The organism is Pseudomonas sp. D4002 (assembly GCF_013385665.1).
Classification (GTDB): Bacteria; Pseudomonadota; Gammaproteobacteria; order Pseudomonadales; family Pseudomonadaceae; genus Aquipseudomonas.
In genome coordinates, this window is sequence record NZ_JACAPN010000021.1 from 189,755 (window position 1) to 205,141 (window position 15,387).

Genomic DNA, 15,387 nt, shown 5'->3' on the forward strand with positions numbered 1-15,387 from the left:
TGTTCATGCCTGCTATTACCTACGACCTGCCCGCCCTCGCCCAATCGATCAAAGACTGGGGCCGCGAGCTGGGCTTTCAACAAGTGGGCATCAGCGGCCTCGACCTCGCCGAGCATGAACAGCACCTGCAACGCTGGCTCGACGCCGGCTACCACGGCGAAATGGACTACATGGGCGCCCACGGCAGCAAGCGCTCACACCCGGAGGAGCTGGTACCCGGCACCTTGCGCGTGGTCTCACTGCGCATGGACTACTTGCCGGGCGACACCCAAATGGCCCAACTGCTGGCCAAACCCGAAAAAGCCTACATCTCCCGCTACGCCCTGGGCCGCGACTACCACAAGCTGATCCGCAAGCGCGTGCAGCAACTGGCCGACCGCATCCAGGCGCAAATCGGCCCGTTCGGCTTCCGCGCCTTTGTCGACAGCGCCCCCGTGCTGGAAAAAGCCATCGCCGAGCAGGCCGGGCTGGGCTGGATCGGCAAGAACACCCTGGTACTCAATCGCAAGGCGGGCAGTTACTTCTTCCTGAGCGAGCTGTTTGTCGACCTGCCGTTGCCGGTCGACCCACCCCACGCCACCGAACATTGTGGCCGCTGCACCGCCTGCCTGGATATCTGCCCTACCAATGCCTTCGTCGGGCCCTACGTGCTGGACGCCCGGCGCTGCATTTCCTACCTGACCATCGAGCTGAAAAGCGCGATCCCCGAAGAACTGCGCCCACTGATCGGCAATCGGGTATTCGGCTGCGATGACTGTCAGATCGTTTGCCCGTGGAATCGTTTCGCGCGGCCTACCGACGAAGGCGATTTCAAGCCACGGCACAACCTGGATAACGCAGAGCTCGCCGAGTTGTTTATGTGGGACGAGGACAAATTCCTCAGCAGCACCGAAGGTTCTCCCCTGCGCCGCGCCGGCTATGAGCGCTGGCTGCGCAACCTGGCGGTGGGCCTGGGCAATGCGCCATCAAGCATTCCGGTGCTGGAAGCGCTGAAGGCGCGTCGGGAATACCCCTCGGAACTGGTGCGCGAACATGTGGAATGGGCGCTGAACCAGCACGCCGAACGTCAGTGCACGTCGTCGTTGTAGACGAACTTGGGCATTTCCCAGTGAAAACGGATCGCCAGCAGGCGCAATAGAAAGCCGCTGAACAGCGTCAGCAGGATCGATTGCTCACTTGGCAGCTCAAGGTAGATGCACAGCATGTAGAACCAGGCGGCCAGGAACGACACGCTGGCGTACAGCTCGCGGCGGAAGATCAACGGAATGTCGTTGCAGAAGATATCCCGCAGGATGCCGCCGAATACCCCGGTGATCACACCGCTGACTGACGCCACCAGCATGCCGTGGCCCATTTCCAGGGCGGTCATGCTGCCGATCAGGGTGAAGGCCACCAGGCCCACGGCGTCCAGCGCGAGGAACAGCGACCGCAGGTGGCGCATCAATGGAGCGATGAAGATGGTCACCAGGGCCGCGACGGAGGTCAGCACCAGGTACTCCGGGTGTTTGACCCAGGTCAGCGGGTAGTGGCCGAGCAACACGTCACGCACCGAACCGCCGCCCAGCGCCGTCACGCAGGCGATCAGCACCACACCGAACCAGTCCATCCCGCGCCGCCCGGCGGACAAGGCACCCGTCATGGCTTCGGCGGTGATGGCGATGAGATAGAGCATCAGCAGCATGATGGCGATCCTTGCAAAGTTGTGGCGAGGGGGCTTGTCCCCCGTTGGGGTGCGAAGCAGCCCCTTTAAAGGCAATAGAGTTTTCAGGTAGATCGGGATGTCAGATTTTAGGGCCGCTTCGCAGCCCAACGGGGGACAAGCCCCCTCGCCACAGACAAGCCCCTCGCCACAAAAGCCCGCTGGGCTCAGGTATTACCGCTTTAGAACTTGATGAAATGCTTGCGGTAATGCTGCAGCTCGGCAATCGACTCGCGAATATCGTCCAGCGCCAGGTGGGTGCTGCCCTTGTGGAAGCTGTCTTTGACTTCCGGCGCCCAGCGCGCGGCCAGCTCCTTCAAAGTCGACACGTCCAGGTTGCGGTAGTGGAAGTAGCTTTCCAGCGCCTTCATGTGGGTATAGAGAAAGCGGCGGTCCTGGCAAATGCTGTTGCCGCAGATTGGCGACTTGCCCTTGGGTACCCACTTTTCCAGGAAGGCGATGGTTTCGGCTTCAGCCTCAGCCATGCTCACGCGGCTGTCGCGCACACGCTGAGTCAGGCCCGAGTTGCCGTGGGTGCGGGTGTTCCACTCGTCCATGGTGGCCAGCACCGCGTCGCTGTGGTGAATGGCGATCACCGGACCTTCGGCCAAGGTGTTGAGGTTGCTGTCGGTGACAATGGTCGCCATCTCGATGATGACGTCGGTGTCAGGGTTCAGACCGGTCATTTCCAGATCGATCCAAATCAGGTTCTGTGGGTTTTGCATGTCGTGGTTCCTTGGCACCTTGGCGTAGCTGCGCAGTTTAGCAGGCAGGGCGTGCTAGACTCGCGACCGTTTCACCTAACCTTTGCATTATCGACACGGAACACCAATGGCCAAACGCCAGCTCAACCGTCGCCAAAACTGGCGCATCGAAAAGATTCAGGGCGAACGCGCTGCCCGCGCCGCCAAACGTGAATCCTCCGCCGTGGAAGCGCTTGAGGGCGGCGACCTGGGCCCCGAGCAAACGGGCCTGGTGATCGCGCACTTCGGTGTGCAGGTCGAAGTCGAGGCCACCGAAGGCGATCACGCCGGCCAGGTGTTCCGTTGCCACCTGCGCGCCAACCTGCCTGCGCTGGTGACCGGCGACAAGGTGGTATGGCGTGCCGGCAACCAGGGCATCGGCGTCATCGTCGCCCAACTGCCACGTACCACCGAACTGCGTCGCCCCGACAGCCGTGGCCAGCTCAAGCCGGTAGCGGCCAACGTCGACATGATCGTCATTGTCTTCGCGCCACTGCCCGAACCCCATGCCAACCTGATCGACCGCTACCTGGTAGCCGCCGAACACGCCGGCATTCGCCCGCTGTTGCTGCTGAACAAATTCGACCTGATCGACGAACAGAACGCCCCGGCGCTCAACGCGTTGCTGGCGGTGTACCGCACCCTCGGCTACCCGGTGCTGGAAGTCTCGGCGCATCACGGCAATGGCATGGAACAGTTACAGACTGAACTGGACGGGCGCATCAGCGTGTTCGTCGGCCAGTCGGGCGTGGGCAAGTCGTCCCTGGTCAACAGCCTGTTGCCGGAAGTCGAAACCCGTGTTGGCCCGCTGTCGGAGCTGTCCGGCCAGGGCACCCACACCACCACCACCGCGCGATTGTTCCACTTCCCGGGCGGCGGTGAACTGATCGACTCCCCCGGCATTCGTGAATTCGGCCTGGGCCATGTGAGCCGTGCCGATGTTGAAGCGGGCTTTATCGAGTTCAACGACTTGATCGGCACCTGCCGCTTCCGCGACTGCAAACATGACCGCGAGCCGGGTTGCGCCCTGCTCAAGGCACTGGAAGACGGCCGCGTGCAGCAGCAGCGAATGAACAGCTATCGCTCGATCATCGCCAGTTTGCCCGAGACCAGCTATTAACATGTAGGAGCGAGCTTGCTCGCGAAAAGCTTGAGGGCGCCGCGTGCATTCAGAGAGCACGCGTCATCGTTAACGTCCATCGCGAGCAAGCTCGCTCCTACAGGATGTAGCAGATACAAAAAGGCCGCGATCATCGCGGCCTTTTTGTATCTGCTTACGAGCCAGTGGCTGGCTGAGTCGGATCCTTCACACCGCCATCGTCAAACAGGTTCAGCTTCTGCCGCAGCTCATGGGCCGGCAACGGCTCCTGCTCCGGCAGCAGTGCGTTCGGGTCTGCCGGCACTTCGCCCGGCGCGCCTTCACCCTGGGTCGGTACCGGTGGCGTCGCAGGCGGTTCGCCTTCAATTGCACGCTGGGCCTTTTTGGTCAGCACGACGATATCGATGCGTCGGTTGATCGGATTGAACGGATCCTTGGGATCAAACAGCTGCGAGGAAGCAAACCCCACCACCCGTGCCACTTGCGGGTCCGGATAGCTGCCGGCCACCAGTGCACGACGCGCGGCATTGGCCCGGTTGGCCGAGAGCTCCCAGTTGCCGAAGTCGCCCTGGCCTGCATACGGCTTGGCGTCGGTGTGGCCGCTGATGCTGATCTTGTTCGGCACCGCCTTGATGGTGTCGGCCATGGCCAGCAGGATGTCTTCAAAGTACGGCTTCAAGCGTGCGCTGCCGGAGTCGAACATCGGCCGGTTGGCGGCGTCCGTGATCTGGATGCGCAAGCCATCCGGGGTGATCTCGAAGGAAATCTGGTCCTTGAACTTCAGCAGTTGCGGGTTTTCCTCAACCTTGGTTTGCAGTTCCTGCAGCAGCAATTCCAGGCGTTCCTGCTCGACCTGTTCGGCCATGCTCTCGACGGTGTCGCGCTCGATCGGGATCTTTTCCTGGGGCGAGTCGGTCTTGATTTCCGGGTTGATGGTGCGCTCGGGCGCCAGTTGCGGCGAACCACCGAGGTCGATCACAAAAGGCGTGCCGCTCTCGGAGAAACCGATGGGGTCCTTGAAGTAACCGGCGATGGCGATCTTCTGTTCCGGCGTGGCAGTGGACATCAGCCACAGCACCAGGAAGAACGCCATCATCGCCGTCGCAAAGTCGGCGAAGGCGATTTTCCAGGCGCCGCCATGGTGCCCCGCAGCGAAGCGCTTGACGCGCTTGATGATGATCGGCTGGTTGTTTTCCATGGCTTAGCGACCGCGAACCGCTTGTTCCAGCTCAGCGAAGCTTGGACGGTGCTTCGGATACAGAACCTTGCGCCCGAACTCCACTGCCAGCGATGGCGGCATGCCGGAAGCCGAAGCCACCAGGCAGGCCTTGATGGCTTCGTACAGATTCACTTCTTCCTTGGCATCGTGGGCCAGGGACGTGGCCAGCGGGCCGAAGAAACCGTAGGCCGCGAGAATACCGAAGAAGGTACCTACCAGTGCCGCACCTACGTGCATGCCGATGGCTTTCTGGTCGCCTTCACCCAGGGAGGCCATGGTCACCACGATCCCGAGCACCGCGGCAACAATACCGAAACCGGGCATGCCGTCGGCGATGCCGGTCACGGCGTGGGATGGGTGCTCCAGCTCTTCCTTGAGGCTGAACAGTTCCATGTCGAACAGGCCTTCCAGCTCATGGGGCGCCATGTTGCCGGACGACATGATGCGCAGGTAATCACAGATGTAGGCGGTCATGCGCTCGTCTTTGAGCACGGCCGGGTACTTGGCGAAAATCGGGCTCGCCGCGGCGTCCTCGATGTCGCCTTCGATGGCCATCATGCCTTCGCGGCGGCTCTTGTTGAGGATCTCGTAGATCAGCCCCAGCACTTCCAGGTAGAAGGTGTGGGAGAAGCGCGAGCTGAACATGCCCAGCGACTTCTTGATCACGTGCATCGTCATGTAGCCGGGGTTGGCCTGCAGGAATGCGCCGAACGCCGCACCGCCGATAATCAGCACTTCGAAAGGCTGGATCAGCGCCGCAATCTTGCCGTGGGAAAGGACGTATCCGCCGAGCACGCTCGCGATGACGACGATGATGCCGATAATTTTAGCCATAGGGGATGAGTACTTGCGCCGTCGGGTTCAGGGTCATATTCGCAAGAGTTGAAAACTCTTGTTCTACTTATCGGCAAATCTGCGCCAGACTATAGCCCGTTATGGCGAAAAACCAGTTCGGCCCGTCCCGGGCGTGTTGACCGCAAGTGATGATCGCGCCCCAATCATGGCAAATGAAACGACAGTCCCAACTCAAAAACCCGCCACCCTCGCCGCTTGGGTAAAGCGCCTGGACGATGTGCTGTTGCCTGTTCCACAGGCGAGCCACGACCGGGTTTGCAAGGCCATCGGCGACAACCGCAGTTCGTTGCGGGATATTGCAGAGCTGATGCAGAACAGCCCGGCGCTGGTGCTGAGCGTGATGCGCGAGGCCAACAACCAGGCCCACGGCAGCCTCGCGGAGCCGGCAGAAAACCTCGAAGTGGCGATCAATCGCCTCGGCCTCAAGCGCACCGAGGAGCTGCTGAGGCGCCTGCCTTCCGTGCCGCTGAATGAAATCCCCGTGGCCCTGCGCCAGCTGCAGATGATCAGCCAGCACGCGTCGCAACAAGCCAGCGGCCTGTTCGCCAGCCGCCTGGCGCGGTTGTGGCAAGACATTCACTGGGGCAGCCTGCTGTTCCTTTCGCCGCTGTGGCCGATGGCGATTGCCTATCCCAAGCTGCTGGAAGAATGGGAGCTGCGGGTGATTCACAAGGGCGAATCGGCCCGCACAGTCGAACAGGAGCTGTTCGGCGTACGCCTGCTGGACCTGTGCCTGGGGTTGACCAACACCTGGCGCCTGCCGATCTGGGTATCCCAGGGTTATACGTTGCTGCTGACGGAACAACGCTTGCTGGTCAAGGCGCTGAGCATTGCCCGTGAAGACGAGCCGTTGCGCCAACAGCAGTTGCTGGATGCCGACCCGAACCTGCGCCGCTGGCTGAACCAGCCGGCCAACACTGTGCTGTTGGCCAACGGCCTGGCGCTGGCGGCGCAGGAGTCCTGGACCTGCCCGCACACCCAGCGCTGGCAATACCTCACTGCGCTTTACCTGCAGCAACCGTTGGCCGAAGTGCAGCAACAGTCCCACCAACACGCGGCGATCAGCGCCCGCAGCACCCTGATGCGCGACCTGTGGCACCCGGCGCTGTCGTTGATCTGGCCATGGGATGTGCAGCGCGTTCACCACGGCTTGCTGCCGGCACCGCCACCCACCGCCGAGTCCCTGGCGATCTGGCGCAAGCGCTGCACCGAATTGCTCGTAGAGCCGAGCCGCTTTGCCAATGCCATGCACCTGACCACCTGCGCCAAGGAAGCCCTCGTGGCCTGCGGCATGCAACGGGTGATGCTGCTGATGGCGGACAAAACCTTGAGCACGCTACGTGTGCATCAAGTCGACGGCCTGCCGAAGGACGCCGACCACATGAGCCTCGACGTGGCGCAAAGCACCCTGCTGCAACGCCTGCTGGCCAAGTCCGCCCAGGTGCGCCTCAACCCCGACAACCACGCCCAGTTCTCGGCACTGCTGCCGCCGGAACTGCGCCGCCTGTTCAAAGGCGAACACCTGCTGCTGCGCTCCCTGAGCTGCAATGGCCGGGTGGTGATGCTGATGGTGGCCGACCAGGGCGGCGGGCCGTTCTCGGAAACCACCGTGCAGGCCTTCGGCAAAACCGCCCAATGCATCGAAAAGGCCCTGCACAGCTTTACCAACCGCAGTGCCTGACGCTTGCGCTACAATCGCCCTCCCTTAGCGCCCAATTTTTATGCCCAGGAGACCTCACATGCCTGACTTCTCTGGCTTGCCGCTGGTCATCGAGGCCAGTGACCTGCTCGGTCGCCTCGATGCCGAACACCTGATCCTGGTGGACCTCACCAGCGCTGCGCGTTACGCCGAAGGGCATATCCCCGGCGCACGTTTCGTTGATCCAAAACGCACCCAACTGGGCCAGCCACCGGCGCCGGGCCTGCTGCCGGGCAAGTCCGATCTTGAAAAGCTGTTCGGCGAACTGGGCCACACCCCGGATGCCACCTACGTGGTGTATGACGACGAAGGCGGTGGCTGGGCCGGGCGATTCATCTGGATGCTCGACGTCATCGGCCACAAGAAGTACCACTACATCGACGGCGGCCTGCTGGCGTGGCTGGAAGAAAAACACCCAGTGTCCACCGAGGTACCGGCCAGCGCCGGCGGCCCGGTCAGCCTGACGTTGCATGAAGAACCCACCGCCACCCGCGAATACCTGCAAAGCCGTCTCGGCGCTGCCGACCTCGGCATCTGGGACGCCCGTGGCCCGCTGGAATACTCCGGCGAGAAAGTCCTCGCGGCCAAGGGTGGACACATCCCGGGCGCGGTGAACTTCGAATGGACCGCCGGCATGGACAAGGCACGCCAACTGCGCATCCGCCGCGACATGCCGCAGATCCTCGAAGACCTCGGGCTGACCCGCGACAAAGAAATCATCACCCACTGCCAGACTCACCACCGTTCTGGCTTCACCTACCTGGTGGCCAAGGCGCTCGGTTATCCGCGAGTCAAAGGTTATGCCGGTTCCTGGGGCGAATGGGGCAACCACCCCGACACCCCCGTTGAGATTTAAGGTTTAAGGACAGTTAATGAAAAAGCAGTTGTTCATCCTCAGCCAGTACTTGCTGCCCCACCACCTGCTGTCGCGTCTGGCCGGTTGCATTGCCGAATGCCGCGTGCGCTGGTTCAAGAATGCGTTCACCAGCTGGTTTGCCAAGCGTTATCAAGTGGACATGTCCCAGGCCCTGGTTGAAGACGTGACCGCTTACGAGCACTTCAACGCCTTCTTCACCCGCGCACTGAAAGACGGTGCACGCCCGCTGGATCAGACCCCAGGCGCGGTGTTGAGCCCGGCCGATGGCGCGGTCAGCCAGTTGGGCCCGATTGAACATGGCCGGGTGTTCCAGGCCAAGGGCCACAGCTTCAGCGTGCTGGAATTGCTGGGCGGCGATGCGGCGGTGGCTGCGCCGTTCATGGGCGGCGATTTCGCCACTGTTTACCTGTCGCCGAAGGACTACCACCGGGTGCATATGCCATTGGCCGGCACCCTGCGGGAAATGGTTTATATCCCTGGCCGAATCTTCTCGGTGAACCAGACCACGGCCGAAAATGTGCCGGAACTGTTTGCGCGTAACGAGCGTGTTGCCTGCATCTTCGACACCGAACGCGGCCCGATGGCCGTGGTGCTGGTTGGCGCGATGATCGTGGCGTCGATTGAAACGGTTTGGGCAGGCTTGGTAACGCCGCCAAAACGCGAGCTGAAAACCTTCCGTTATGACGAAGCTGCCCGTGGGCCGATCCACCTGGAAAAAGGTGCGGAACTGGGACGCTTCAAGCTGGGTTCGACGGCAATCGTGCTGTTTGGGCCGAACCAGGTGCAATGGTCGGAAGCACTGCAGGCGGGGACGCCGGTGCAGATGGGCCAGGGCATGGGTTTGCCGAAAGCCTGACCTAGCGATCATTCCCACACTCCGCGTGGGAATGCATCCCGGGACGCTCCGCGTCCCAACCTCAAAATCGGACGCGGAGCGTCCAGGGCGGCGTTCCCACGCAGAGCGTGGGAACGATCTTCAGAGCTGACCGTCGCGGTCGCGAAAGCCCAACAGGTACAACACGCCATCCAGCCCTAAAGTCGAAATCGCCTGCTTGGCCGATTGCTTGACCAGCGGCTTGGCCCGGAACGCCACACCCAACCCGGCAATCGCCAGCATCGGCAAGTCATTTGCCCCGTCGCCGACCGCAATGGTCTGCTCCAGACGCAACCCTTCCTTGTGTGCCAATTCCCGCAACAGGTCAGCCTTACGCTGAGCGTCGACAATCGGCTCCACGGCCACACCCGTCACCTTGCCGTCCACCACTTCCAGCTCGTTGGCGAACACATAGTCGATACCCAGCTTGGCCTGCAATTGCTTGGCGAAGTAGGTGAAACCGCCCGACAGGATCGCGGTCTTGTAGCCCAGGCGCTTGAGTTCGGCGAACAGGGTTTCGGCGCCTTCGGTCAGTCGCAGCGAGGCGCCGATGGAGTCCAGCACGCTGACGTCGAGGCCTTTGAGCAGCGCCAGGCGCTCCTTGAAGCTGGCTCGGAAATCCAGCTCACCGGCCATGGCACGCTCGGTGATTTCCGAGACTTGCTCACCTACACCGGCAGCCTTGGCCAATTCGTCGATAACTTCGGCTTCGATCAGCGTCGAATCCATGTCGAACACCGCCAGGCGGCGATTGCGGCGGAACAGCGAGTCTTCCTGGAAGGCGATATCGACATTCAGCTCCTGGGCAACGCTCAGGAATTCGGCACGCAGGGCCTGGGGATCTGCCGGCTCACCGCGTACGGAGAACTCAATGCAGCCCTTGCCCTTGTCCGCCGGCGTGTCCAATGGCATGCGACCCGACAGACGGTCAATATGGTCGATATTCAAACCGTACTGAGCCGTGATCGAACTGACACGCTGCAGTTGCTCGGCCGTCACCTTGCGGGTCAACAGGGTCACGATGTGGCGTTTTTTGCCCTGGCCGGCCACCCAGCTCTGGTAATCCTCTTCGGACACCGGGGTGAAACGCACCTGCTGATCCAGCTTATACGCCGTAAACAGGATGTCCTTGAGCACGGACGAGGCTTGCTCGGTGCTGGGAATTTCCACCAGGATGCCGAACGACAGCGTGTCGTGAATCACTGCCTGGCCGATGTCGAGAATGTTCACACCACCCTGGGCCAGAACACCGGTAATGGCTGCGGTGAGACCCGGACGGTCCTCACCTGTGATGTTAATCAGGACAATTTCGCGCAAAGCGCACCCCCGAGCTGGAAAAAAACCGCATTCTACCCACTTTCAGTGACCATCGGGCACAGCCAGCGCTTTGCCGGTCTTGGGCCTGTCGCTATACTGCGCGTCAACTTCACGGACTAAAGAGCCGAGCTTAAGTGAACCGGCCCACGCCAGTAAAAACCGACAACTTCTTCCTGCTGATCTTCCGGGCACTGCGCCACCGCCGTGTACCGATCGCATTACGCATCGCCAGCCATAACGTGATCCTGGTCGCCCTGGCCCTGGTCATCTACGCCTGCGTGATGGGTTTGCAGTTCAAGCAGGCCATGCATGAGCAAGCCGACGCCCTGGGCGAGAGCCTGACCACCCAGACCGCCACCTCGGCGACTGAGTTGTTGGTGTCCAACGACATCCTCAGCCTCAACGTGCTGCTCAACAACCTGACCAAGAACCCGCTGGTTGCCCACGCCGCTATCTATAGCGTGGACAACCGGATCATGGCCGAAGCCGGGCAACGCCCGAAAAACGGCCTGCTGGGTGAAGCCGAAGGCCTGTACCAGAGCAATATCACGTTTCAGGACGTGAAGGCCGGCCAACTGCGCATCAGCCTGGACATGCAACAGTTCCAGCAGCCGATGACCATCAGCCTGCAAAGCATGGGTATCTTGAGTGCGATCCTGCTGGCACTGTCCCTGGCCTTGAGCCTGCGCCTGGGCCGGCATATCTCCACGCCACTGATGCAACTGCGCATCTGGCTGCGGGATATCGATGAACACACCCCGGCCACCGACCGCCAGGACGAAATCGGCGACCTCGCCCGCCAACTGCACACCAGCTTCGCGCCGGAGCCCGTAGTGCCCGAGGTTGAACCCGAGCCCGAGTTCGACGACACCGACTACGAAGACGACGAGTCCGAGTTTGAAGTGCGCAACCTGCGGGACCCGAGCTTCGACGAGTCTGCGCCGGTAGCGGCCCAAAAGCCGGCGACCCGTCATGTGATCAAGGCAGAAGAAGACGAACTGGACGAAGAAGACCCGTTCGCCGATCTTCGCGATACTTCAGCACCAACCGCTCCTGCTGTGCAGCCTGCTCCGGTGCGCAGCACCCAGCCCCAGCACAGCGCCGTATTGGCCGTGCAACTGGGCGCACAGGATCAACTGCGTCGCTTGCCGCGGGCACGCCTGACCGAGCTGCTGGAACGTTATCGTGACTGCCTCGACCAGGCGGCCTCGCTGTATCAGAGCGAACTGCACACCCTGAACGACGGCAGCACCTTGATGCTGTTCCACAGCGAAGACAGCGGCGAAGACTACCTGACCAACGCCATCTGCTGCGGTGAACTGCTGCGGGCCCTGGGCCATGCGCTGCAAATCGAAGTGGCCGACAGCGGCATCACCCTGCAACTGCAATTGGGCCTGACGGTGGGCGACGATCTGTATGGCATGAGCCAGATCGATCTGCTCCTGACCGAGATTGCCCAGGATGCGCTGGCCTTGTCGCAACACAGCCGCAACCTGCTGCTGGTGGAACGCAAGATCAGTGACGACGTGCTGATTCGCCAGCGTGCGCGGATCCGCCCGATTGCCAGCCCTGAAGGTGCGTGCTGTGTGGAGCGGTTGATGGAGCCTTACCCGTCGATGCTGGAGCGCCAGCTGGCGCGCATGCATGAGACGCGGGCGAAGAACTAAAGAACAACGCAAATCAATGTGGGAGCGGGCTTGCTCGCGAAGGCGGCGGATCAGTCGATACATAGGCTGACTGACAGGCCGCTTTCGCGAGCAAGCCCGCTCCCACATTTGATCCACGCAACAACTCAAATCCCGCACAAACAAAAGGCCCGCTCATCAGCGGGCCTTTTTGTTGGTCTGTATTCAGGTCAGAACCTGAACACTTCCATATCGGTGCGAATCGGCACGGCCATCGGCATCTTCGGCTTCTCCGGTGCCGCAGCCTTGGGCTGCGCCGGGGCTTGTTTGCGTGGCGCTTCTGCCACCGCTGGCTGATTGGCCAATGGCTTGAGGGCCACCGACAGCTGGTCAGCCAAACGTTGCAGCAACACACCCTGGGCCTGGACCTGGGACGCGGTGCTGCCGCTGTGCTCTTCCTGCAAGTGCACGATGCGGTTATCCCGCACCTGGCCACGACGGTCGATCAAGCGCCATTGCGCGTCGAGGATAGCGGGCTGCGACACGCCCGAGTCCAGTCGCGTAATGGTCAGCAGCACCTGTACGTCCGGGGCAAAACCCAACGGCGCCGGCGCCAATACCACACGCTGGCTGTCCAGGTGGCCAGCCACCTGGCGCAACATCAACTGATTGATGTCGGACGAAAGGCTACCGGCCCAGCGGCCATCGGTGGAACCTTGCAGGCTGCCGTCGTTCTGACGTTGCAGCAGGGTTTCACGTTGCAGATAGTCGGCCACTACAACAGGGCCAAGCAATACAGCCATGCCGGCACTTTGTGCAGGCTGAGCCGGACTTCCACTGTCCAGCTGATACAGCGACACCGGTTGGTGTGTGCTGCAACCCGCCAGGCCCAAAAGGCCAGCGAGCAACAAAAATAAAGGAAGGCGCGGAGCAGTCATCATCCCATCCAGGTGGCTGCCACAAGGCGAACCACAATGTAATACTCAAAAATAACCTGTACGCGCTCAGCCACGCCGGCGCTGGAAAGGCCATATCATCCGTGAATATGCGCCATGACTCCAGCGCGAAAGCGTCGATCTACGGGTTAAATCGTAGATCGGGCGCTCTATATCGCCTTAAACGGGCGTTTCCACCAGTAAAGCGTCCACTCGCTGGAAGCCGCGCGGCAGTTTATTGCCACGACGACCCCGCTCACCCTTGTAGTGCTCGAGGTCGTCAGGGCGCAGTGACAACGTGCGCTTGCCGGCCTGCAACACCAGGGTCGAGCCTTCCGGGATCACGGCGATGTCGGTCACGTACTCTTCGCGACTGGCCACCCGCTCCCCGGGAATACCAATGATCTTGTTGCCCTTGCCTTTGCCCAACTGCGGCAAATCGCTGATCTTGAACACCAGCAGGCGCCCTTCGGTCGTCACCGACGCCAGCCAGTTGCCTTCACGGTCTTCCACCGGACGCGGCAGGATCACCTTGGCGTTGTTCGGCAGGCTCAACAACGCCTTGCCCGCCTTGTTCTTGGCCTGCAGGTCTTCACCCTTGACCACGAACCCATAGCCCGCATCGGAAGCGATGACGTACAACGAGTCATCGTCCGGCAGCAGCACGCACTCAAAATTCGCACCCGGCGGCGGTGTCAGGCGTCCGGTCAATGGCTCGCCCTGCCCCCGCGCCGATGGCAAGGTGTGCGCCGGCACCGAGTAACTGCGACCGGTGGAGTCGATAAACACCGCAAACTGGTTGGAACGCCCCGCCGCCGCGGTTTTGAAACCGTCGCCAGCCTTGTAAGACAGGCCGGTGGCGTCAATATCATGCCCTTTGGCTGAGCGAACCCAACCCTTTTCCGACAGAACGACGGTAATTTTCTCGTTGGGCAGCAGCTCGGTTTCGGTCAGGGCCTTGGCTTCGGCGCGCTCGACAATCGGCGAGCGGCGGTCGTCGCCATAGGTTTCGGCGTCCTTGATCAGCTCGGTGCGCACCAGCTTCTTCAGCTTGGCCTCGCTGCCCAGCAGGGCCTGGAGCTTGGCTTGTTCCTTGAGCAGCGCGTCCTGTTCGTCCCGCAGCTTCATCTCTTCCAGTCGCGCCAACTGACGCAGACGGGTGTCGAGGATGTAGTCGGCCTGGATTTCGCTGAGTTCGAAGCGCGCGATCAGCTCGGCCTTCGGGTGCTCGGCGGTACGGATGATATGGATCACTTCATCCAGGTTGAGGTAAGCGATCAGCAAGCCGTCCAACAGGTGCAGGCGGCGTTCGACCTTGTCCAGGCGGAATTGCAGGCGGCGACGCACGGTCTGCACCCGGAATTCCAGCCATTCCACCAGCAAAGCCCGCAGGTTCTTCAACTGCGGCTTGCCGTCCAGGCCAATGATGTTGATGTTGACCCGATAGCTGGACTCCAGCTCGGTGCTGGCGAACAGATGCTGCATCAGCACTTCATGGTCGACCCGGCTGTTGGTCGGGATGATCACGATGCGGCACGGGTTTTCGTGGTCGGACTCGTCACGCAGGTCGGCGACTTGCGGCAGCTTCGACGGCTTGGCCTGCATCAGCGCGGCAATCTGCTCCAGCACCTTGGCCCCGGATACCTGATGCGGCAGCGCGGTGACGATGATGTCGCCGTCTTCGATGTGGTACACGGCGCGCATGCGCACCGAGCCTTTACCGGTCTGGTAGATTTTCAGCAGGTCGGCGCGAGGCGTGATGATTTCTGCTTCGGTCGGGTAATCCGGGCCCTGGATATGCTCGCAGAGCTGTTCGACCGTAGCCTTCGGCTCATCCAGCAGGCGCACGCAGGCGCTGGCCACTTCCCGCAGGTTGTGGGGCGGTACGTCAGTGGCCATGCCCACGGCGATACCCGTGGTGCCATTGAGCAGGATATTCGGCAAACGAGCCGGCAACACCAGCGGCTCGTCGAGGGTGCCGTCAAAGTTCGGGCCCCAGTTGGCCGTGCCCTGGCCCAGTTCGCTGAGCAGCACTTCCGAATACCGCGACAGACGCGCTTCGGTGTAACGCATGGCGGCGAAGGACTTCGGATCATCCGGCGCCCCCCAGTTACCCTGGCCGTCCACCAGCGTGTAGCGGTAGCTGAACGGCTGGGCCATCAGCACCATGGCTTCGTAGCACGCCGAGTCGCCGTGAGGGTGGAATTTACCGAGCACGTCACCGACGGTACGCGCCGACTTCTTGTGCTTGGAGTCAGCGTCCAGGCCCAACTCACTCATCGCATAGATAATGCGCCGCTGTACGGGCTTCAGGCCGTCGCCGATATGCGGCAAGGCACGGTCCATGATCACGTACATGGAGTAGTTGAGGTAGGCATTTTCGGTGAAGTCAGCCAGCGACCGGCGTTCAACGCCATCTAAGCTGTCTGCAAGGATGTCACTCAT

Annotated in this window: 13 protein-coding genes and 1 pseudogene; 6 read left to right on the plus strand and 8 right to left on the minus strand. The window is 61.7% G+C overall.

What is annotated here, in order from left to right:
• Positions 1-5 precede the first annotated feature (5 nt).
• Complete coding sequence (gene queG, locus HX824_RS15955) at positions 6-1,088, plus strand: tRNA epoxyqueuosine(34) reductase QueG (protein ID WP_003217527.1); 1,083 nt, start codon at positions 6-8, stop codon at positions 1,086-1,088.
• Here the strand turns inward: queG and HX824_RS15960 are convergent.
• Entirely contained in the window at positions 1,067-1,684 is a 618-nt protein-coding gene (locus HX824_RS15960) for a trimeric intracellular cation channel family protein (RefSeq protein ID WP_172834585.1), read from the minus strand. The genes queG and HX824_RS15960 overlap by 22 nt on opposite strands.
• Before the next feature lie 197 nt (positions 1,685-1,881).
• The gene (orn, locus tag HX824_RS15965; protein WP_003217529.1) at positions 1,882-2,424 is read right to left on the minus strand and encodes an oligoribonuclease; all 543 of its coding nucleotides are present in this window, start codon (positions 2,422-2,424) and stop codon (positions 1,882-1,884) included.
• A 106-nt stretch (positions 2,425-2,530) separates the two neighbouring features.
• On the opposite strand from orn, the gene rsgA reads away from it, so the two are divergent.
• Complete coding sequence (gene rsgA, locus HX824_RS15970) at positions 2,531-3,562, plus strand: small ribosomal subunit biogenesis GTPase RsgA (RefSeq protein ID WP_003217530.1); 1,032 nt, start codon at positions 2,531-2,533, stop codon at positions 3,560-3,562.
• Positions 3,563-3,564: 2 nt separating this feature from the next.
• On the opposite strand, the pseudogene HX824_RS32970 reads toward rsgA, so the two are convergent.
• From HX824_RS32970 to motA, 3 genes and pseudogenes are all read right to left on the minus strand, one after another.
• A pseudogene (locus HX824_RS32970) lies at positions 3,565-3,696 on the minus strand (outer membrane lipoprotein carrier protein LolA); the annotation flags it as partial.
• 20 nt (positions 3,697-3,716) lie between these two features.
• Positions 3,717-4,739, minus strand: coding sequence for a flagellar motor protein MotB (motB, locus tag HX824_RS15975; RefSeq protein WP_177054792.1), 1,023 nt, complete (start codon positions 4,737-4,739; stop codon positions 3,717-3,719).
• Between the two features lie 3 nt (positions 4,740-4,742).
• Positions 4,743-5,594 carry a flagellar motor stator protein MotA gene (gene motA, locus HX824_RS15980; RefSeq protein ID WP_003217532.1) on the minus strand — a complete coding sequence of 284 codons (852 nt, stop codon included), beginning with the start codon at positions 5,592-5,594 and terminating at the stop codon, positions 4,743-4,745.
• 166 nt (positions 5,595-5,760) lie between these two features.
• Here motA and HX824_RS15985 point away from each other — a divergent pair, with 166 nt between their 5' ends.
• From HX824_RS15985 to asd, 3 genes are read left to right on the plus strand one after another with little or no spacing between them, the layout of a single operon-like run.
• Positions 5,761-7,296 (plus strand): HDOD domain-containing protein, encoded by a 1,536-nt coding sequence (locus HX824_RS15985; RefSeq protein WP_008439108.1) that lies wholly within the window; start codon positions 5,761-5,763, stop codon positions 7,294-7,296.
• A gap of 58 nt (positions 7,297-7,354) precedes the next feature.
• The gene (locus HX824_RS15990; RefSeq protein ID WP_177054793.1) at positions 7,355-8,170 is read left to right on the plus strand and encodes a rhodanese-like domain-containing protein; all 816 of its coding nucleotides are present in this window, start codon (positions 7,355-7,357) and stop codon (positions 8,168-8,170) included.
• Positions 8,171-8,186: 16 nt separating this feature from the next.
• On the plus strand, positions 8,187-9,047 hold the full coding sequence (gene asd, locus HX824_RS15995; protein WP_177054794.1) for an archaetidylserine decarboxylase: 861 nt from the start codon (positions 8,187-8,189) through the stop codon (positions 9,045-9,047).
• Between the two features lie 120 nt (positions 9,048-9,167).
• Here the strand turns inward: asd and serB are convergent, their stop codons facing one another.
• The gene (serB, locus tag HX824_RS16000; protein WP_003217536.1) at positions 9,168-10,382 is read right to left on the minus strand and encodes a phosphoserine phosphatase SerB; all 1,215 of its coding nucleotides are present in this window, start codon (positions 10,380-10,382) and stop codon (positions 9,168-9,170) included.
• A 134-nt stretch (positions 10,383-10,516) separates the two neighbouring features.
• Between serB and HX824_RS16005 the strand changes: the two genes are divergently transcribed.
• Positions 10,517-12,049, plus strand: coding sequence for an AhpA/YtjB family protein (locus HX824_RS16005; RefSeq protein ID WP_177054795.1), 1,533 nt, complete (start codon positions 10,517-10,519; stop codon positions 12,047-12,049).
• A gap of 188 nt (positions 12,050-12,237) precedes the next feature.
• On the opposite strand, the gene HX824_RS16010 is transcribed toward HX824_RS16005, so the two are convergent.
• Positions 12,238-12,945 (minus strand): membrane integrity-associated transporter subunit PqiC, encoded by a 708-nt coding sequence (locus HX824_RS16010; RefSeq protein WP_003217538.1) that lies wholly within the window; start codon positions 12,943-12,945, stop codon positions 12,238-12,240.
• A gap of 177 nt (positions 12,946-13,122) precedes the next feature.
• Positions 13,123-15,387, minus strand: coding sequence for a DNA topoisomerase IV subunit A (gene parC / locus HX824_RS16015; protein ID WP_003217539.1), 2,265 nt, complete (start codon positions 15,385-15,387; stop codon positions 13,123-13,125).